The 17,776-nt window shown below is 72.2% G+C and carries 17 protein-coding genes and 1 tRNA gene; 8 read left to right on the top strand and 10 right to left on the bottom strand.

Going from position 1 to position 17,776, the window contains the following annotated elements; translation table 11 throughout:
- The first annotated feature begins 175 nt into the window (after positions 1-175).
- On the top strand, positions 176-1,468 hold the full coding sequence (locus ACZ3ZD_RS23155) for a class I SAM-dependent methyltransferase (protein WP_467400388.1): 1,293 nt from the start codon (positions 176-178) through the stop codon (positions 1,466-1,468).
- Between the two features lie 110 nt (positions 1,469-1,578).
- Here ACZ3ZD_RS23155 and ACZ3ZD_RS23150 read toward each other — a convergent pair whose 3' ends face one another.
- Together ACZ3ZD_RS23150 and ACZ3ZD_RS23145 are read right to left on the bottom strand one after the other, a co-directional pair.
- Positions 1,579-4,107, bottom strand: a complete 2,529-nt coding sequence (locus ACZ3ZD_RS23150) for an ABC transporter permease (protein WP_467400386.1) — start codon at positions 4,105-4,107, stop codon at positions 1,579-1,581.
- Positions 4,107-4,931, bottom strand: coding sequence for an ABC transporter ATP-binding protein (locus tag ACZ3ZD_RS23145; RefSeq protein ID WP_467400383.1), 825 nt, complete (start codon positions 4,929-4,931; stop codon positions 4,107-4,109). Before ACZ3ZD_RS23145 ends, ACZ3ZD_RS23150 begins: the two co-directional genes overlap by 1 nt.
- 403 nt (positions 4,932-5,334) lie before the next feature.
- On the opposite strand from ACZ3ZD_RS23145, the gene ACZ3ZD_RS23140 reads away from it, so the two are divergent.
- The 3 genes from ACZ3ZD_RS23140 (at position 5,335) to ACZ3ZD_RS23130 (ending at position 7,573) form a co-directional block, all read left to right on the top strand.
- A tRNA-Leu gene (locus ACZ3ZD_RS23140) sits at positions 5,335-5,418 on the top strand.
- Between the two features lie 132 nt (positions 5,419-5,550).
- Positions 5,551-6,621, top strand: a complete 1,071-nt coding sequence (locus ACZ3ZD_RS23135; protein WP_467400381.1) for an NAD(P)H-dependent glycerol-3-phosphate dehydrogenase — start codon at positions 5,551-5,553, stop codon at positions 6,619-6,621.
- Positions 6,622-6,712: 91 nt separating this feature from the next.
- Complete coding sequence (locus ACZ3ZD_RS23130; RefSeq protein ID WP_467400378.1) at positions 6,713-7,573, top strand: Bax inhibitor-1/YccA family protein; 861 nt, start codon at positions 6,713-6,715, stop codon at positions 7,571-7,573.
- 56 nt (positions 7,574-7,629) lie between these two features.
- Here the strand turns inward: ACZ3ZD_RS23130 and ACZ3ZD_RS23125 are convergent, their stop codons facing one another.
- Positions 7,630-7,860, bottom strand: a complete 231-nt coding sequence (locus tag ACZ3ZD_RS23125; protein WP_361471129.1) for a DUF4287 domain-containing protein — start codon at positions 7,858-7,860, stop codon at positions 7,630-7,632.
- 99 nt (positions 7,861-7,959) lie between these two features.
- On the opposite strand from ACZ3ZD_RS23125, the gene ACZ3ZD_RS23120 reads away from it, so the two are divergent.
- Positions 7,960-8,271, top strand: a complete 312-nt coding sequence (locus ACZ3ZD_RS23120; protein ID WP_467400373.1) for a hypothetical protein — start codon at positions 7,960-7,962, stop codon at positions 8,269-8,271.
- A 77-nt stretch (positions 8,272-8,348) separates the two neighbouring features.
- Here ACZ3ZD_RS23120 and ACZ3ZD_RS23115 read toward each other — a convergent pair whose 3' ends face one another.
- The 3 genes from ACZ3ZD_RS23115 to ACZ3ZD_RS23105 all read right to left on the bottom strand — a co-directional run bounded on the left by ACZ3ZD_RS23115 (position 8,349) and on the right by ACZ3ZD_RS23105 (position 11,815).
- The gene (locus ACZ3ZD_RS23115) at positions 8,349-9,140 is read right to left on the bottom strand and encodes a hypothetical protein (RefSeq protein ID WP_467400371.1); all 792 of its coding nucleotides are present in this window, start codon (positions 9,138-9,140) and stop codon (positions 8,349-8,351) included.
- A 283-nt stretch (positions 9,141-9,423) separates the two neighbouring features.
- Positions 9,424-10,641, bottom strand: a complete 1,218-nt coding sequence (locus ACZ3ZD_RS23110; protein WP_467400368.1) for an acetyl-CoA C-acetyltransferase — start codon at positions 10,639-10,641, stop codon at positions 9,424-9,426.
- A 154-nt stretch (positions 10,642-10,795) separates the two neighbouring features.
- Positions 10,796-11,815: an SGNH/GDSL hydrolase family protein gene (locus ACZ3ZD_RS23105; RefSeq protein WP_467400364.1), complete on the bottom strand. Its 1,020-nt coding sequence runs from the start codon at positions 11,813-11,815 to the stop codon at positions 10,796-10,798.
- A gap of 160 nt (positions 11,816-11,975) precedes the next feature.
- Here ACZ3ZD_RS23105 and ACZ3ZD_RS23100 point away from each other — a divergent pair, with 160 nt between their 5' ends.
- The 3 genes from ACZ3ZD_RS23100 (at position 11,976) to ACZ3ZD_RS23090 (ending at position 15,539) form a co-directional block, all read left to right on the top strand.
- Entirely contained in the window at positions 11,976-13,367 is a 1,392-nt protein-coding gene (locus ACZ3ZD_RS23100) for a cystathionine beta-synthase (RefSeq protein WP_467400361.1), read from the top strand.
- A gap of 649 nt (positions 13,368-14,016) precedes the next feature.
- The gene (locus tag ACZ3ZD_RS23095; RefSeq protein ID WP_467400359.1) at positions 14,017-14,859 is read left to right on the top strand and encodes a MurR/RpiR family transcriptional regulator; all 843 of its coding nucleotides are present in this window, start codon (positions 14,017-14,019) and stop codon (positions 14,857-14,859) included.
- A 95-nt stretch (positions 14,860-14,954) separates the two neighbouring features.
- The gene (locus tag ACZ3ZD_RS23090) at positions 14,955-15,539 is read left to right on the top strand and encodes a hypothetical protein (RefSeq protein WP_467400357.1); all 585 of its coding nucleotides are present in this window, start codon (positions 14,955-14,957) and stop codon (positions 15,537-15,539) included.
- Positions 15,540-15,546: 7 nt separating this feature from the next.
- Here ACZ3ZD_RS23090 and ACZ3ZD_RS23085 read toward each other — a convergent pair whose 3' ends face one another.
- The 4 genes from ACZ3ZD_RS23085 to ACZ3ZD_RS23070 are packed head-to-tail and all read right to left on the bottom strand — an operon-like array spanning position 15,547 to position 17,639.
- Positions 15,547-15,921: a roadblock/LC7 domain-containing protein gene (locus ACZ3ZD_RS23085; RefSeq protein ID WP_467400354.1), complete on the bottom strand. Its 375-nt coding sequence runs from the start codon at positions 15,919-15,921 to the stop codon at positions 15,547-15,549.
- A gap of 11 nt (positions 15,922-15,932) precedes the next feature.
- Positions 15,933-16,412, bottom strand: coding sequence for a roadblock/LC7 domain-containing protein (locus ACZ3ZD_RS23080; RefSeq protein ID WP_467400352.1), 480 nt, complete (start codon positions 16,410-16,412; stop codon positions 15,933-15,935).
- A 31-nt stretch (positions 16,413-16,443) separates the two neighbouring features.
- The gene (locus tag ACZ3ZD_RS23075; protein ID WP_467400349.1) at positions 16,444-17,259 is read right to left on the bottom strand and encodes a transcriptional regulator; all 816 of its coding nucleotides are present in this window, start codon (positions 17,257-17,259) and stop codon (positions 16,444-16,446) included.
- Positions 17,256-17,639, bottom strand: coding sequence for a hypothetical protein (locus ACZ3ZD_RS23070; RefSeq protein WP_467400347.1), 384 nt, complete (start codon positions 17,637-17,639; stop codon positions 17,256-17,258). The genes ACZ3ZD_RS23075 and ACZ3ZD_RS23070 overlap by 4 nt, the downstream gene beginning before the upstream one ends.
- Between the last annotated feature and the right edge of the window lie 137 nt (positions 17,640-17,776).

Raw genomic sequence — 17,776 nt, 5'->3', positions numbered from 1 at the left:
CGTGGTGCGGGAGGTCTTCCGGCGTTTTCCGGACACATCCATCCGCACACACCCATCCGCATGGTTTCTCCAGGCGTTTTGCCCAGCCGTAACTCCTTTGCGGGACTGCGGGGAGGGCCGCGCGGTGTTTACGTGGTATCCGGCATCCGGGATCGTCGTCTTGGAGGTGTGCGTCATGGCGGACGCCGCGTCGCGGCTGAGGAGTCTTGCCGAGCAGATGCTGGGAGCCCCGCTCCCGGTGCGCCTGAAAGCCTGGGACGGGTCGCAGGCCGGCCCGCCCGACGCGCCCGCGCTCGTCGTGCGCAACCGCCGCGCCCTGCGTCGCATGCTGTTCAAACCGGGCGAACTGGGCCTGGCCCGCGCCTGGGTCTCCGGCGACCTGGAGATCGAGGGCGACCTGTACGCCGCGCTCGACGTGATGGCGGGCCTGGTCTGGGAGCGCGGGGAGGACGCCCGCGGCCTGGTCCAGGCCGTGCGCGACCCCGACGTCCGGGCCGCCGCCCGCGAGCTGCTGAAACTGGCCGGCCCCCCGATCCCGCCCGCCCCGCCGAGCGAGGAGATCCGCAGACCCCGCCGGCGCCTGCACACCCGCCGCTCCGACAAGCGGGCCATCAGCCACCACTACGACGTCGGCAACGACTTCTACGAGATCGTCCTCGGCCCCTCCATGGTGTACTCCTGCGCCTACTGGGAGGAGACCGGGACCCTGGAGACCGCCCAGCGCGACAAGCTCGAACTGATCTGCGCCAAGCTGGGCCTGAAGGAGGGTCAGCGGCTGCTGGACGTCGGCTGCGGCTGGGGTTCCATGGCCATCCACGCGGCCCGCGAGTACGGCGTGAACGTCGTCGGCGTCACGTTGTCCCAGGAGCAGGCGGCGTACGCTCGTAAACGCGTCGCCGACGAGGGTCTGACCGACCGGGTGGAGATCAGGGTCCAGGACTACCGGGACGTCGCGGACGGCCCCTTCGACGCGATCTCCTCCATCGGCATGGCCGAACACGTGGGCGCCGAGAAGTACCTGGAGTACGCGTGCCAGCTGCACGACCTGCTCAGGCCCGGCGGCCGGCTGCTCAACCACCAGATCGGCCGCCGCCCGCAGCGCGACGAGTCGGCGTACGAGGTGGACGAGTTCATCGACTCCTACGTCTTCCCCGACGGCGAACTCGCCCCCGTCGGCACCACCGTCACGCAGCTGGAGCGGGCCGGTTTCGAGGTCCGGGACGTGGAGTCCATCCGCGAGCACTACGCCCTCACCCTGCGCCGCTGGGTCGCCAACCTGGAGGCCGACTGGGACCGCGCGGTCCGGCTCACCAGCCCCGGCCGCGCCCGGGTCTGGCGGCTCTACATGGCCGCCTGCGCGCTCGCCTTCGAACGCAACCGCATCGGCGTCAACCAGGTGCTGGCCGTCCGTACCCCCGAGTCCGGCACCTCCGGGCTCTCGCTGCGGTCCCGCACCTGGCACGGCTGACAGCGCTACGGCACATGAGGAAGGGGGCCCCTTGTCCCGCGGGGCCCCCTTCACCGTCGTACGAACGATCCTCGTACGACCGTCTGCTCGGTCTGCTCGGTCTGCTCGGTCTACTCGGCCTTGATGGCCGCCAGGACGTCGAGCCGGGCCGCGCGGCGGGCCGGCCACAGCGCGGCCAGGACGCCCACCGTGCCCGCCAGCAGCAGGAACACCGCCATCCGGCCCCACGGCAGTACCAGCTCGTACGTCGGCATCTTCGTGCCCAGCAGCTCGCCGGCCGCCCAGCCGAAGAACACGCCCAGGCCGATGCCCAGCACCCCGCCGAACAGGGAGATCACCAGGGACTCCAGGCGGACCATCCGCTTGACCGCCCTGCGGTCCAGGCCGATCGCGCGGAGCATGCCGATCTCCTGGGCGCGCTCGAAGACGGACATCGCCAGCGTGTTGATGACGCCGAGCACCGCGACGATCACCGCCATGCCGAGCAGGCCGTAGACCATGTTCAGCATCAGCGTGAACATCTTCGCGGTCTCGTCGGAGATGTCCTGCCTGTCCTGGACCTTGATCGCCGGGTTGGAGCCGAGGGCCCGCTCCAGCCTGTCCTTCGTGCTGTCGGACGCGCCGGCCGCGGTCTTCACCATGACCTGCATGTCGGCCGGGTCGCTCAGGTGCGGGGTGAGGACCTTGTCATCGAGGATGATCCCGTTGAGCAGGTCGTTGCCCTCGTACACCCCCGCGACCGTCAGCCGCTGCGCCGTGCCGTCCTCGAAGTGCGCGGTGAACCGCGAACCCGTCTTCCAGCCGAAGGACTTGGCCCGGTCCTGGTCCACGACGACCCGCGTGCCGCCCACGGTGAAGGAGCCGTCGGTCACCTTCGGGTCCGTCAGCTTGCCGATGGCCGCGCCGTTGACGCCCGTCAGGAACTCCGTCTCGCCGTCGATGCGGGACTCCCCGTTGCGCAGCGGGCTGCTCTCGGTGACCCCGTCGGTGGCGGCGAGCTTCTTCTCCACCTCGGGGGAGAGCGGGCCGCGGTTGGCCATCGAGACGACGTAGTCGGCGCGGATCGCCGAGGAGGCCATCTTGTCGATGGACGTCTGCAGGCTGCCCGCCATCACCGTCATGCCGGTGATCAGGGTCAGGCCGATCATCAGCGCCGAGGCGGTGGCCGCCGTACGGCGCGGGTTGCGCACCGAGTTCTGCCGGGCCAGCTTGCCCGACACACCGAAGGCGCGCAGCACCGGCGCGGCGGCGGCGATCAGCGGGCGGGACAGCAGCGGGGTCAGCACGAACACGCCGATGATCAGCAGGACCGCGCCGATCCCCATCGGCCCCTGGGCCGCGTCCGCGTCCATCGAGGTGGCCGCCAGGACCACCGCGACACCGGCCGCGGCACACAGGGCGCCCAGCGTGTTGCGCAGCACCAGCGACCTGGTGGTGGCCTTGGCGTACACGCTGCTCATGGCCGCCACCGGCGGGATCTTCGCGGCCCGGCGGCCGGGCAGCCAGGCGGCCAGCATGGTGACGAGGACGCCGACGGCCAGGGCGGTGGCCACCGTGCCGGGGCTGATCACCAGCGGCCCGTCGGGCATGCTCGCGCCGAACGCGCCCAGCAGGGACCGCAGGCCCGCGCCGATGCCGACACCGGCGGCCAGACCGGCCACACCGGCGACCGCGCCGACCACGAACGCCTCGACGAGCACCGAGCGGGTGACCTGGCGGCGGGAGGCGCCGACCGCCCGCATCAGGGCCAGCTCGCGGGTGCGCTGGGCGACCAGCATGGTGAAGGTGTTGGCGATGATGAACGTGCCGACGAACAGGGCGATCCCGGCGAACACCAGCAGGGACTGCTTCAGGCTGCTCATGGACGAGGAGATCACTCGCGCCTGGTCGTCGGCGAGCCGCTGGCCGGTGGTGGTCTCCACGAGCGATGCCGGCAGCGCCTTGTCCAGCTCGGACTTGAGCGCGCTCTGGCTGGTGCCGGGGGCGGCCCGCACGTCGATCTCGTCGTACGTGCCCTTCTTGGCGAACAGGGCCTGCGCGGTGGGGGTGTCGAACAGGGTGAGACTGCCGCCGGCGGCCACGTTGCCGTCGTCGGTGGTGAAGATGCCGCTGACGGTCGGGGTCAGGACCGGGCCGTTCACGGAGACGCGGACGGTGTCGCCGACCTGGTAGCCGGCCCGCTTGGCGGTCGCGGAGTCGAGCAGCACCTCGTTCCTGCCGTGCGGGGCGCGGCCGTCGACCAGCGGGTAGCGGGCGTCCTTCGTGCCCCAGTAGTTGCCGCCGGCGGACTGCCAGTCGCCGCCCACGAGCTTGCCGTGCTTGTCGGCGACGGCGGTGAAGCCGGTGACGACACCGGTGGCGGAGGCGGCCCCGGGGACCTCGGCGGCCTTCTTCAGCAGGGCCGGGGTCAGTTCGGCCTCCTTGCCGACCTTGTCGCCCTCGGAGTCCTGGTACTGGGGCCGTACGGCGACGTCGACCCGGTCGAAGCCCTTCGCGGAACTCTTCTGGTAGGCGTCGGAGATGGTGTTGGTGAAGACGAGCGTCCCGGAGACGAAGGCCACGCCGAGCATGACGGCGAGCACCGTCATCAGCAGCCGGGCCTTGTGCGCGAGGACGTTGCGCAGGGCGGTGCGGAACATCAGTGGGTACGGCCCTTCGCGTCGGACCCGGCGGCCCGGAGCGGCTCGGTGGAGCCGCCGGTGTGGCCGTTCCCGGGGAGGTGGCGCATCGTGTCCAGGACGGAGTCGGCCGTCGGGCCGTACATCTCGTCGACGATCTGCCCGTCGGCCAGGAAGATCACGCGGTCGGCGTAGGCGGCCGCCACCGGGTCGTGGGTGACCATGACGACGGTCTGGCCCAGCTCGCGCACGGAGTTGCGCAGGAAGCCGAGGACCTCGGCGCCGGAGCGCGAGTCCAGGTTCCCGGTCGGCTCGTCACCGAAGACGATCTCGGGCCGGGAGGCGAGGGCCCGGGCCACGGCGACGCGCTGCTGCTGGCCGCCGGAGAGCTGCGCGGGCCGGTGACCGAGCCGCCCGGACAGCCCCACCATCTCGATGACCCGGTCCAGCCAGGCCCGGTCCGGCTTCCGGCCGGCGATGTCCATCGGCAGGGTGATGTTCTCCAGTGCGGTCAGCGTCGGCAGCAGGTTGAACGCCTGGAAGATGAAGCCGATCTTGTCCCGGCGCAGCCTGGTGAGCTGCTTGTCCTTCAGGGAGCCCAGCTCGGTGTCACCGATCCGGACGGAGCCGGAGGAGAAGGTGTCCAGCCCGGCCACGCAGTGCATCAACGTGGACTTCCCGGAGCCGGACGGGCCCATGATCGCGGTGAACTCGGCCGCCCGGAAGTCGACGGAGACCTGGTCCAGGGCGACCACCCGGGTCTCGCCCTGCCCGTAGATCTTCGACAACTCCGTGGCGCGTGCGGCCACGGCGGTGGTCCGGCCGGCGGTGGGTGTGGTGGTCACGGGACGGTGCTCCTGTCGGGGTGGCGTGTGTTCCTGAGGACCGTTCCATCGTCTCGGCGCACAGCACGCGCGGAGTCAGTCGCTGCTCCCGTTCCGGGGGGCGACTCGGGGCGGACGGAGGGGCCCGGTGTCATACCTGGGGAGGACGGGCGACCCTGACACCCGTCGGGCGCGGACCACTTGCAGAGAACAGGTGGAGCGACCTCGTTCGGACGGTGAAATTCCGTCATTTCGCGTACGCGCGTACAGGCCTCACGTCACGCTATTGGCAAGTGCGGATGGCGCGTTCCGTCGGCTGATGCACCCTCAGACGTCAATAAAATAAGACAACATCGGTCCACCCGTCCGCTGTTCGGGGGATGGGTCCCGATAGGCTCGAACCTCGACGCGGAGCCCATGGCCTGCCCGGATGGTGGAATGCAGACACGGCGAGCTTAAACCTCGCTGCCCCTTCGCGGGCGTGCCGGTTCAAGTCCGGCTCCGGGCACCTTCCTCCCCTCACGACCGCCTTCTCGAAGCGGTCGTCACCCAAGATCGAACGAGACCCGCCCTGACCGGTCGTCAGTGCTGGCCGGTGTCATTGGATTAGGGTGCCCGAGGGTGACAGGAGAGGTACCGCATGGTTTGTCGTGTTGCCGTCTACGGCGCCGGGTCCTGGGGGACGGCGTTCGCTCTCGTTCTGGCCGATGCCGGGTGTGAGGTCTCCCTGTGGGGTCGCCGGGCGGAGTTGGTGGAGGCCATCAACAGCACCCGGAGCAACCCCGACTATCTGCCCCAGGTGACGCTCCCCGCCCGGGTGCGGGCGACGGCCGACCCGGCGGAGGCCGCCCGCGGGGCGGGTATCGCCTTCCTCGCCGTGTCCGCGCAGCAGGTCCGGCCGCTGCTGGCACGGTGGCGGTCCCTGTGGGAGCCGCGCACGGTGTTCGTGTCCCTGATGAAGGGGATCGAGCTGGGCACCGGGCGGCTGATGAGTGAGGTGATCGCGGAGACGACCGGGGCGGGGGCGGACCGGATCGCCGTGGTGTCCGGGCCCAACCTGGCGGCGGAGATCGTGGAGCGGATGCCCGCGGCGAGCGTCGTCGCCTGCGCCGACGAGGGCGCCGCGGCGGTCGTCCGGACGGCCTGTCACACCCGGTACTTCCGGCCGTACACGAACAGCGACGTGGTGGGCTGCGAGCTGGGCGGCGCCATCAAGAACGTCATCGCCCTGGCCGTCGGCGTCACGGACGGCATGGGGCTCGGTGACAACGCCAGGGCCGCGTTGATGACGCGGGGGCTCGCGGAGGCGACGCGTCTGGGGGTGGCCATGGGCGCGGATCCGCTGACCCTCGCCGGGATGGCCGGCATGGGCGACCTGGTGGCCACCTGTTCCTCCAGCCTGTCCCGTAACCACACCTTCGGCGCCCGCCTCGGCCGCGGTCTGACCGTGGAGGAGGCCCTGGCCGCCACGACCCGGACGGCGGAGGGCGTGGCCTCCTGCCGGGCCGTGCGGGAGCTGGCCGAACGGCACGGTGTGGACATGCCCGTCACCCGTGCGGTGGTCGACATGATCCACGGCGGGCGGGAGCCGCAGGACGCCGTGCGCGAGCTGTTGTCCCGGGCGCCGGGGGCCCGAGGACACCGGTCGCCGGCCCCACCGAGCCGTGGCCGGGAATCGATGGTCCGCGTAGCGTGTTGCCGAGCACGGTAAGGGAAAGATCCTCCTCAAGTATCATGTCGATCCTTTGCCAACCCATTACCCTTGAGGCCAAGGCTGCACTCGGTAGCCATGGAGGAGTGAAATGAGGAGCAGTAACCCGGTCTTCTCGCGACGGGGGTTCAGCCGCGACAACGGCTACGCCGGCTTCAACACCGCACCGCAGGCCGGGTACGCGCAGGGCAACCCGTACGCGCAGAACCCGTACGCGCAGAACCCCTACGCGCAGGCTGACGTCCAGTACGGCGCCCCGCCGCAGGCCCCGGTCGGCACCGACCGGATGACCATGGACGACGTCGTCGTCCGCTCCGCCCTCACGCTGGGCACGGTCGCCGTCGGCGCCGTCCTCGCCTGGGCGCTGCTGCCGGTCTCGGGCACCAGCTACGGCCTGGCCGTCGGCGCCGCGCTGATCGCGTTCGTCCTGGCGATGGTCCAGAGCTTCAAGCGCACCCCGTCGCCCGCGCTGATCCTGGGGTACGCGGCCTTCGAGGGTGTCTTCCTCGGCGTCTTCAGCGAGATGTTCAACAGCCGGTGGAGCGGCGCGCCCTTCCAGGCCGTGCTCGGCACCATGGCGGTCTCCGGCGCCACCCTGCTGGTCTACAAGGCCGGCTGGATCCGCGTCACCGCGCGCTACGCCCGCATCGGCATCTCCATCGCGATCGCCTTCATGGTGGTCATGGCGATCAACCTGCTGCTGGTCGCCTTCGGTGTCGCCGAGGACGGCGGCCTGCGCAGCTTCGGGCCGCTCGGCGCCCTCGTCGGCATCATCGCGATCCTGCTCGGCGCGTTCTTCCTGACCCTCGACTTCAAGCAGATCGAGGACGGCATCGCCTACGGCGCCCCGCGCAACGAGTCCTGGCTCGCCGCGTTCGGTCTCACCATGACCCTGGTGTGGATCTACGTCGAGATGCTGCGGCTGGTCGCGATCTTCAGCAGCAACGACTAGCGCCTACGCCGGTCGACGGCAGGGCCCCGGGCGATCCGCCCGGGGCCCTGTGCCGTTCAGAGCAGCTTGCGCGCCGCCCTCCTCAGGTCGTACTCGTGCACGATCGCCTTGGCGTGGCCGTACGCCAGGTCGTACTCGTGCCGCAGCCAGCTGACCTTCTCCTCGAAGCGGAACAGGGACGGGCCTTCTTCGACGGTGCGCAGCCAGTCGGAGACTTCACGACCGGTGCAGTGGGGGATGCGGGCGAGCAGATTGCGATGGGTCTCCTCGGAGAAGACGTGGGACATCGGCGCCTCCGAACGCAAAGGGGATGTAAGCCGGTCCTTCAGGTCACCGTGCCTGAGCGTTCGCGTCTTGGCAACAGTGCGGCACGTTACGCTCGGCGCGTGGTTGATACGACGCCCTTGACCCAAGCAGTGGATCACTTCGCCGACCGGTTGCGGGCGGCACCGCAGAGCCGGCTGCAACGGAGCGCCGCGGCGGAGGCGCTGGCGCTGGCCCGGGAGTTGTCCGGGTGGGCGCAGCGGGTGGAGTCACCCGGGGCCGAGCCCCGGGAGATGCCGGACGCGGGGATGTTCGCCGCCGCCGACCAGATCCTCGTGGCCGCGCACGACCTCGCGGTCGTCCTGCAGAGCGACGACCAGGTCGCCGAGGCCGTGCGGCTGGTGGAGGAGGCGCGCAAGCGGGCGGGCGTCTGAGGCCACCGCCGGAGGCGGGATCACCGGAAAGGTGAGCCACCGTCAGGGGCGGACCCCCCGAAAAGGTGAGACCGTCGTCAGAAGGACGCGATCACCCTGTCGGCCAGGATGTACACCGTCTCCTCGCCGCACGCGAACGTCAGCGTGTAGGCGCCGGAGACGCCCGAGCCGCCCAGCAGGTACGGGGCCTCGCCGGACTCCAGGGCCGCCGCCAGGCGTTCCGCGGTCTCGCGGTGGCCCGGGGTCATGCACAGCGTGGTGCCGTCGGCGAAGACGTAGACGTCGAGGGTGCCCAGCGGGCCGGGGCGGACGTCGGACAGCGCGACGCGCTCGGTGGCCAGCTCCTCCAGTGTCGTCACCGTACGCTCGTGGTCGTTGACGGCCGGTGACTGCACGGGGACGAAGTCGGGGTGCGAGGGGTGCCGGCGGCGGGCCGCGGCGAGTTCGGGGGACTCCCCGGCGAACTCGTCGGCGTCGCCGCCCGGCTCGGACACCGGCTCCAGCGGCTCGAGACCGGCGAAGTCCGCCTGCCGGGGCAGGAACACGTCGGCCTCGGGCAGCCCGAACAGCGTGGGCGAGTCGGAGGCGTCGCGGGCCTCCTGTGCCGCCCAGAAGGCGCGCGCCTCGGCCAGCTCCCGCTCCCGCTCCTCGGCGAGCGCCTCGGCCACGGCCGCGCGTATCCGGTCGGCGTCGGCGCCGCTACGGGCGCCCGGCACCAGGGCGTGCGTGGTCGCGGTCTGGTTTTCCGCGAGCTGCCGCTGGAGCTCCGTCAACTGCCTGCGCAGCTTCAGTACGGTGCGCAGGACGGCGACCCCCACGGCGCCGGTGGCTGCCGTGGTGAGCAGCAGGGCGATCGGCATGGCGCTCACTGACATACTCCCGGTTCAAAGTCGACCCCCGACTTCCTACATCAGCTTGAAGGGCGGACTAACCAGCTGTCAGTGCGTAACGTCACGAAACGGACAGGACTTTCGGTTCGTTGTTTCGTCGTGCGCCATGCTGACCCGCGCTGACCTGCACCGATGTGCCGAGCGCGCGAGATAGGTCACATCCTGGGGGAGATTGGATCACGGAAAGGCCCAGAACCTTGGCGTTTCCTCGGTTCTGGGCCCTTCTGCCACATAAAGTGGCCGATTCGCTACGGTCGGTGGGTCAGCTGAGGCGCTCGATGACCATCGCCATGCCCTGGCCGCCGCCGACGCACATCGTCTCCAGGCCGAACTGCTTGTCGTGCCACTGCAGCGAGTTGATGAGGGTGCCGGTGATGCGGGCGCCCGTCATGCCGAAGGGGTGGCCGACGGCGATGGCACCGCCGTTGACGTTCAGCCGGTCGAGGTCGATGCCGAGTTCCCGGTACGAGGGGATCACCTGGGCGGCGAAGGCCTCGTTGATCTCGACCAGGTCGATGTCGCCGATGGTGAGGCCGGCGCGCTGGAGGGCCTGCTTGCTCGCCTCGACCGGGCCGAGGCCCATGATCTCCGGGGAGAGGCCGGAGACACCGGTGGACACGATCCGGGCGAGCGGGGTCAGGCCCAGCTCGCGCGCCTTGGTGTCGGACATGATGACGACCGCGGCGGCACCGTCGTTGAGCGGGCAGCAGTTGCCGGCCGTGACCAGCCCGTCCGGGCGGAAGACCGGCTTCAGGCCCTGGACGGCCTCCAGGGTGACCCCGGCGCGCGGGCCGTCGTCCTTGCTGACCACCGTGCCGTCGGGCAGCGTCACCGGGGTGATCTCGCGCTCCCAGAAGCCGTTCTTGATGGCTTCCTCGGCGAGGTTCTGCGAGCGGACGCCGAACTCGTCCATCTCCTGGCGGGTGATGCCCTTGGCGCGGGCCAGGTTCTCCGCGGTCTGGCCCATCGCGATGTACGGGTCGGGCAGCAGGCCGTCCTCGCGCGGGTCGTGCCAGTTCGTGCCCTCCTGCTGGGCGACGGCCTCGGTGCGGGCCTGTGCCTCGGCGAACAGCGGGTTGTAGGTGCCCGGCATGTCGGAGCTGCCGTGGGCGTAGCGGGAGACCGTCTCGACACCGGCCGAGATGAAGACGTCGCCCTCGCCGGCCTTGATGGCGTGCAGCGCCATGCGGGAGGTCTGCAGGGAGGAGGAGCAGTACCGGGTGATCGTGCAGCCCGGCAGGTGGTCCATGCCCATCTGCACGGCGACGATCCGGCCGAGGTTGTGGCCCTGCTCGCCGCCGGGGAGGCCGCAGCCGAGCATCAGGTCGTCGATGTCGCGGGGGTCCAGCTCGGGGACCTTGGCGAGCGCGGCCTGGATGATCGTGGCGGTCAGGTCGTCGGGGCGCAGGTCCTTCAGGGAGCCCTTGTTCGCGCGGCCGATGGGAGAGCGGGCGGTCGAGACGATGACGGCTTCGGGCATCACGGCTCCAGGGGAAGGATGTCGGGCAGGGCCGGTTGGGAAGTTACCCGGCCGTACCTGACAGGTCATCGGTGTTCGGGTGTGACACTGGCCGCACTTTCTAAGCGCTTGCTTGGCAGCGCCGGCCCGCGCCGTGCGGCAGGGCGGGGGCCGGTCAGAGCGACGGGGTCGCCGGCTCCGCCTCGGGTACCCGGCGCCGGCGCCTCCGCTTCAGCAGGGCCCAGGGACCCCGGGGACCGGTGGGCATCGCCGCCGTCACCTCCGTACCGGCCTCCGAGGCGGCCTCGGCCGCCGCCCGGGCGACCGGCAGGAAGCCCTCGCGACGCGACACGTCCGGCCGCTCCTCCTCGGCCGGCCACAGGCCGAGCGCCGCGCACACCGTCGGCAGCACCGCCATCGCCGCCGTCGCGTACCCCTCGGCCGACGGGTGGTAGTTGTCCGGCCCGAACAACTCCCGCGGGTTCGCCTCGAACTCCGGGCCGAGCAGGTCGCCCAGCGACACCGTGCGCCCGCCCTGCTCCACCACCCCGATCGTCTGGGCCGCCGCCAGCTGCCGGGACGCCCGCCGGGCCAGCCAGCGCAGCGGCTGCTGCACCGGCTCGATCGTGCCGAGGTCGGGACAGGTGCCGACCACCACCTCGGCGCCGGCCGTGCGCAGCCGTCGTACCGCCGCCGCCAGGTGCCGTACCGAACGGGTCGGCGGCATCCGGTGGGTCACGTCGTTCGCGCCGACCATGATCACGCAGATGTCCGGGGCGGGGGGCGGGGACGACAGCACCAGAGCCACCTGCCGGTCCAGGTCGTCGGACCGGGCCCCGGGCACCGCCACGTTCCGCAGCTCCACCGGCCGCTCCGCCACCGCCGCCAGCCCGGAGGCCAGCAGTGCGCCCGGGGTCTGGCCCGCCCGGTGCACGCCCTGCCCCGCCGCCGTGGAGTCGCCGAGCATGGCCAGGCGCAGGGGCGGTTCGCCGGGAAGGTCGTACGCGTGGCCGTACACGCCGTCGGCCACCGGCACCCGGCCGCCGTCGCCGTTGCCCACATGGCGCCGCGCCAGCCGCAGCTCGGCCAGCACCAGACCGACGGCGGCCGCCCCGACCAGCCCGGCCCCGCCGCCGCCGTACGCCGCCCCGGCCGCGATGCGCCGGGCCACCCGTGCCCTCGACATGCTCGTCATGCGTCGCCGCCACCTCCTCGTAGCCGTACACCCACTCCTTGCCCCGTACAGCCCGTGCGTCAATCTCAACGGTCCGTGAACGCCCGCGCCCGCCGCACCGCTGGCCTTAGGCTGGCGGCACCACTACGAACAGTTCTTTTTGCAGCGACCGGAGACAACGGTGCGATACCACGACTCGATGATCAGCCTCGTCGGCAACACCCCGCTGGTGCGGCTCAACAACGTGACCAAGGGCATCCAGGCGACCGTCCTGGCCAAGGTGGAGTACTTCAACCCGGGCGGCTCCGTGAAGGACCGCATCGCCCTGCGCATGATCGAGGCCGCCGAGCAGAGCGGGGAGCTGAAGCCGGGCGGCACGATCGTCGAGCCGACCAGCGGCAACACCGGTGTGGGGCTCGCCATCGTGGCCCAGCAGAAGGGCTACAAGTGCATCTTCGTGTGCCCCGACAAGGTGAGCACCGACAAGATCAACGTGCTGCGGGCGTACGGGGCCGAGGTCGTCGTCTGCCCGACCGCGGTGGACCCCGAGCACCCGGACTCCTACTACAACGTCTCCGACCGGCTGGTCCGGGAGACCCCGGGCGCCTGGAAGCCCGACCAGTACTCCAACCCGAACAACCCGCTCTCGCACTATCACTCCACCGGTCCCGAGCTGTGGGAGCAGACCGAGGGGAAGATCACCCACTTCGTGGCGGGCGTCGGCACCGGCGGCACCATCTCCGGCACCGGCCGCTACCTCAAGGAGGCCAGCCAGGGGAAGGTCAAGGTCATCGGCGCCGACCCCGAGGGCTCGGTGTACTCCGGCGGCTCCGGGCGGCCGTACCTGGTCGAGGGCGTCGGTGAGGACTTCTGGCCGACCGCCTACGACCGCGGGGTCGCGGACGAGATCGTCGCCGTCTCCGACAAGGACTCCTTCCAGATGACCCGCCGGCTGGCCAAGGAGGAGGGCCTGCTGGTGGGCGGCTCCTGCGGCATGGCCGTCGTGGCCGCGCTGGAGGTCGCCGAGCGGCTCGGCCCGGACGACGTCGTGGTGGTGCTGCTGCCGGACAGCGGCCGCGGCTACCTCAGCAAGATCTTCAACGACGAGTGGATGGCCGACTACGGCTTCCTGGAGGACGAGGGCCCCAGCGCCCGCGTCGGCGACGTCCTGAACGACAAGGTGGCCGGTTCCATCCCGTCCCTGGTGCACATGCACCCGGAGGAGACCGTCGGCCAGGCCATCGAGGTGCTGCGCGAGTACGGCGTCTCGCAGATGCCCGTCGTGAAGCCGGGCGCCGGCCACCCGGACGTCATGGCCGCCGAGGTCGTCGGCTCGGTCGTGGAACGCGAGCTGCTGGACGCCCTGTTCAGCAACCGGGCCTCGCTGGAGGACCCGCTGGAGAAGCACATGTGCCCCCCGCTGCCCCAGGTCGGCTCCGGCGAGCCGGTCGGCGACCTGATGCAGGTGCTGGGCGTGGCGGACGCGGCGATCGTCCTGGTCGAGGGCAAGCCCACCGGTGTGGTCAGCCGGCAGGACCTGCTGGCCTTCCTGGCCAAGGGCGGCGACAAGTAGCCGAACGGCCGGTGAACCGCCCGTGACCTCGGGGGACTTGGGGTACGGCGGGATTCGCGCAAGTGGTACGAGCGTGTCACGTGCACGCAGCACCCGCTTAACACGCGTCCGGCACATTGGGTGGTGTCGGCAGGGCGGGAGCGGCTCCCCGTCCCGGCCGGCGCCGAACGGCGTCAAGGACCTCCGGAGCGGCTCCCGGACCTCCACGGACGCCACGGACGCGACGACCCGGCCCGACCCGGACCGCGTCCCTCGCGGGGACCGCCGTCGTCCCGCCCCCCGGCAACGGGGGTGCGGCGGTCCCCGCGCAAACCCCTTCCCGCACACCGGTACCGGCCCGGCCCGGCCCGGCCCGCACGGCCGCCGTGCCTCCGGTTCCGCGGGCGTGCGGCCCACGGTCTCCCGGTTCCGCGTCCCCGCGCCATACGGTCTCCCGGTTCTGCGATCCCCGCGCCATGCGGTCTCCCGGTTCCGCGTCCCCGCGCCATGCGGTCTCCCGGTTCCACGCGCCCGCGCCATGCGGTCACCCCGCCCCGGGCTGTATAACGGTATGCAGTGACACGCTGCCTGAATGGCCGACCCGTGTCCGGCGATGTCCCGGCGCTGTACCCTCCCGGGGCGTCAAGGAATCCGGAGGGGGAGTGACGTGATGAGCGGGACCGACAGCCCTGCCAACCGACTGCAGGCGCTCTTCGAGGCCCACCGGCTCACGCCGACCCAGCGCCGCATCGCGCACAGCATGGTGCGCCGGGCCGCCGACGTGCCCTTCCTGTCCAGCGTGGAGCTGGCCGAGCTGGCCGGGGTCAGCCAGCCCTCGGTGACCCGGTTCGCGGTTGCCCTCGGCTTCGACGGCTACCCCGCCCTGCGCCGGCACCTGCGCGAGGTCGTCCCGGCCGAACCGGCCGCCGGGACCTCCGTCTACAACGAGTACCAGCAGGCCGTCGAGGCCGAGATCGAGAACCTGAAGCACCTCGCCGAGCTGCTCGCCGACCCCCGCCCGGTGCAGCGGGCCGGCCGCATCCTGGCCGCCTCCCGTCCGCTGCCGGTGCTGGGCCTGCGCGCCGCCGCCTCCCAGGCGTACGGCTTCGCCTACTTCGCCGCCAAGGTCCACCCGGACGTCCGGCTGCTCCACGAGGGCGGCTCGATGATCCACGACCGCATCGACGCCGCCGTCCGCGCGGGCGCCACCGCCCTGCTGTGCTTCGCGCTGCCCCGGCACCCCCGCGAGGTCGTGGACACCCTCGCCCACGCCAAGGACACCGGGCTGACCGTGGTCACGGTCGCCGACTCGGCGTTCGCGCCGGTCGCCAAGCACTCCGACCTGCTGCTGCCCGCCGCCGTCGGCACCGGGCTCGCCTTCGACACCGCGTGCGCGCCGATGCTGCTCGGCCGGGTGCTGCTGGAGGCGCTCTGCGACGACCTGCCGGACGCCCAGGCCCGGCTGGAGGAGTTCGACGCGAAGGCGGCGGCCCGCGGCCTGTTCGTGGAGTGACCGCGCCGCGCCGTTCTCAGATTCGTCTCACGTTCCGCCGGTAGCGTCCCTGCGAGACACATGCGCTGCAGGGACACGTGACACGGGAGGCCGACGTGGCGCGCGGAGGACAGGGACTGGCCCGGGTGGCCGTCGTCGTACGGGCCGGGGCGGCCCCGCTGTGGTGGCTCGGTGTGGTCGCCGCGGGGATCGGGACCGTACCGGAGGGGTTGACCGGGCGCCGGATCGGCGTGACGGCCGGGGCCGCGCTGTTCCTGGTCGGCGCGGCCGTCGTCGCGCTGGCCGGGCGCGGCCGGTACGCCGCCCTCGCCCGCGGGGCGGCCCGCGCGGGCAGGTACGACATCCTGCAGGACCGGGCGGTGACCGTGCGCGCCTGGCGCCGGGGCCACCGCTGGTGGCTGCTGCTGGGCTGGGCCCTCGCCCTCGGCTCCGCCTTCGCGGTGCCCGCGGCCGGCGGCATGCTGCTGGCCGGGCTCGGCACCGGGCTGCGGCTGAAGGCCGCCTGGCTCGGACGGCTGGAGCGGACCCGCGAGACGCTGCTGTGGGTGCGCGTCGACTGGCTCGACCGGCGCGGCGGCCGCCCGGCGGGCAGCGCCGTCAAGGGCCTGCGCGGTACCGGTGTCGCGGCCGGCGACGCGGCCCCCGGCGGGGCCCGCCGCCGCCCCGCGGCACTGGTCTGAGCCGCCGTCAGACCTCCAGGTCCTCCTCGATCCGCTTCAGCTGGTGCCGGGCCATCGCCAGGTTGGCCCGGCCCGCGTCGAGCACCAGGTAGAGGAACAGGCCGTTGCCGCCGCGGCCCTTGAGCAGCCGGATCAGGTGGTACTGGTCCGTCAGGGTGATCAGGATGTCCTCGATCTCGGCCTTGAGGCCCAGGTGTTCCATCGTGCGCATCTTGGCGCGGATCACGTCGGTGTTGCCCGCGGCGGCCACGTTCAGGTCGAAGCTCTTGCCGCCGCCCATCGTGCCCAGCGCCATTCCGCTGGTGTAGTCGACGAGCGCGACGCCGGTGGCGCCCTCGATGGAGGTGAGGGCTTCCTTCAGTGCGGTCTCGGTGTTGGCCATGGTGGTCCCTTTCAGCTGTCGGTTGCGGTGCGGGCCTCGGCGGCCGTGGTGCGGGGCGCGCGCGGGGCGCGGGTGCGTGCGGGGGTGGTCCTGGGCAGCGGACGCAGGGCCTCTGCGGCGTCCAGCAGCTCTCCGATGCGGGCGCCGGCCCGGCGGCCCTCCAGGTGCAGCCGGCCGACGTTGACCCGGTCCTGGGCGAGCAGGGTCAGGACGGCGGTGCGGCCGGCCGCGTAGGTGGAGATGTAGCCGCGCTCGCCGCGCACCAGCAGCTCCCGGAAGCCGCCGTGCCCGGTGGCGTCGGTGACCCGTACGGCGACGCCGAGCGCGGCCGCGGTGAGCGCGGCCAGTCCGTCCGGGTCGACGCCGGGGGTGTCGTGGGCGACGACGAGGCCGTCGACGCCGGCCGCGAGGGCGCCGGTGAGCTGCGGCACCCGGGTGCGCAGCCGGCGCAGCTCGTCCACGACGGTGCGCAGGTCGTCTTCGGCCACCATCAGGTCTCTCCTCTCGGCGGGGCGGTGCCGTTCAAAGCGCCTCCAGCGCATCCCTGAGCCTCTTCAGCAGCGCGATGTCGGGGTCGGTGGTGACCTGGCGGGGCGGTGGCGGCAGCGGTGGCGGCGGGGCGGGCGCGGTGGGCGCGATCTGCCCGGCCGCCGTGAGCCGGCGTACGTCGACCAGCGTGTGGAACGCCTGCCGGCCCAGGTTCCGGGCGATGCCGGTGGCCGTGCGGACGCCGTCCACCCGGTCCAGTACGGCCCGCTGCCGGGGCGTGACCGGCGCGCCCGGGGCGCGGCCCGCGGCCGGGTCCGCGCGGATCAGCGGAGCGCTGTCGGCGGCCGGGTCGGGCCACAGCCGGTGCAGCAGCAGCCGGCGGCGCAGCGTCTCGCGTTCCAGCGCGACGACCGGGACCGAGGGCAGCGGACCGAGGCGGGGCAGGTGGTCGTACCGGAACCGCCCCGGTGTGCTGCTCGGGGCCAGCGCGAAGTAGCCGGCGTCGTACAGCGCGTCCAGGTGGCACAGCTCCAGGGCGCCGGTGGGCAGCACCCCGGAGCGCAGCAGGAGTTCGGCCGCCTGCAGGGGGCTCGGGGCCTGGGCCGCGGCCTGCTGCCAGGCGGCGCCCGCGAGCGTGCCGTGGGCCGTGAGGAGCACCTCCAGGCCGGGCGCGAAGGGGCTTTCGGCGTGCACCACGCGGCCCTCGGCGAGGTACAGGACGCCGTGTTCGCGGACCAGGACGCCGGTGGCCCGCTCCTCGGCGAGCCGGGTCAGCATCGGGGACAGGGCGCGCACGGCCGTCCTGTCCCGCACGGGGAGCGCCGGCTGCGGGGTGCTGACCACGGTCATCCCAGCACCAGCCGGGCGGCCATCTCGCCGAGCCGGATCCGGGCGAGCGCGAGGTTGCCCTCCTCACGGCCGAGCCACAGGTGCAGGAACACGCTGCTGTCGAAGGACGTGTCCACGAAGCGCAGCAGGTGGTAGCTGTCCCCGTTGCTGATGATCACGTCCTCCACGGGCGGCCGCTCGTCGCCGGACGCCGCGAAGGTGCCGTGCTCGGCGGCCATCCGGGCCAGTTCGGCGGCCTCGGCGGCGGTCGTCTCGTGGTCGCCGCCGGGCGCCTGCCCGACCGTGCCGAGGGCCAGTCCGCTCGTCCAGTCCACCAGCGCGGCCCCCCGGGCACCGGGCAGCCGCATCGCTTCCAGTAAGCACTCGTCGATTCCGGGCACCGTGGGCTCCCCTCCCGCCTGGGACTCCGGCTGAGTGACGCCGACACTACGCAACGTGTGTGCGGGAGGTGAGCCGTTTGGCATTTTCCGGTGGAACATGCGTCCGGCGTACTAGTGTGGGGCAACTGGCGTGTGTG

The organism is Streptomyces sp. NPDC023481 (assembly GCF_055560195.1).
Note: the sequence above shows the minus strand (reverse complement) of the source record. Positions and strands in the feature narration are given on the sequence as shown.

Bases quoted from the DNA above. Each gene is read 5' to 3' on its own strand.
- ACZ3ZD_RS23155 (WP_467400388.1), top strand. From the start codon at position 176: ATGGCGGACGCCGCGTCGCGGCTGAGGAGTCTTGCCGAGCAGATGCTG.
- ACZ3ZD_RS23150 (WP_467400386.1), bottom strand. From the start codon at position 4,107: ATGTTCCGCACCGCCCTGCGCAACGTCCTCGCGCACAAGGCCCGGCTG.
- ACZ3ZD_RS23135 (WP_467400381.1), top strand. From the start codon at position 5,551: ATGGTTTGTCGTGTTGCCGTCTACGGCGCCGGGTCCTGGGGGACGGCG.
- ACZ3ZD_RS23130 (WP_467400378.1), top strand. From the start codon at position 6,713: ATGAGGAGCAGTAACCCGGTCTTCTCGCGACGGGGGTTCAGCCGCGAC.
- ACZ3ZD_RS23125 (WP_361471129.1), bottom strand. From the start codon at position 7,860: ATGTCCCACGTCTTCTCCGAGGAGACCCATCGCAATCTGCTCGCCCGC.
- ACZ3ZD_RS23110 (WP_467400368.1), bottom strand. From the start codon at position 10,641: ATGCCCGAAGCCGTCATCGTCTCGACCGCCCGCTCTCCCATCGGCCGC.
- ACZ3ZD_RS23105 (WP_467400364.1), bottom strand. From the start codon at position 11,815: ATGACGAGCATGTCGAGGGCACGGGTGGCCCGGCGCATCGCGGCCGGG.
- ACZ3ZD_RS23095 (WP_467400359.1), top strand. From the start codon at position 14,017: ATGAGCGGGACCGACAGCCCTGCCAACCGACTGCAGGCGCTCTTCGAG.
- ACZ3ZD_RS23085 (WP_467400354.1), bottom strand. From the start codon at position 15,921: ATGGCCAACACCGAGACCGCACTGAAGGAAGCCCTCACCTCCATCGAG.
- ACZ3ZD_RS23080 (WP_467400352.1), bottom strand. From the start codon at position 16,412: ATGGTGGCCGAAGACGACCTGCGCACCGTCGTGGACGAGCTGCGCCGG.
- ACZ3ZD_RS23075 (WP_467400349.1), bottom strand. From the start codon at position 17,259: ATGACCGTGGTCAGCACCCCGCAGCCGGCGCTCCCCGTGCGGGACAGG.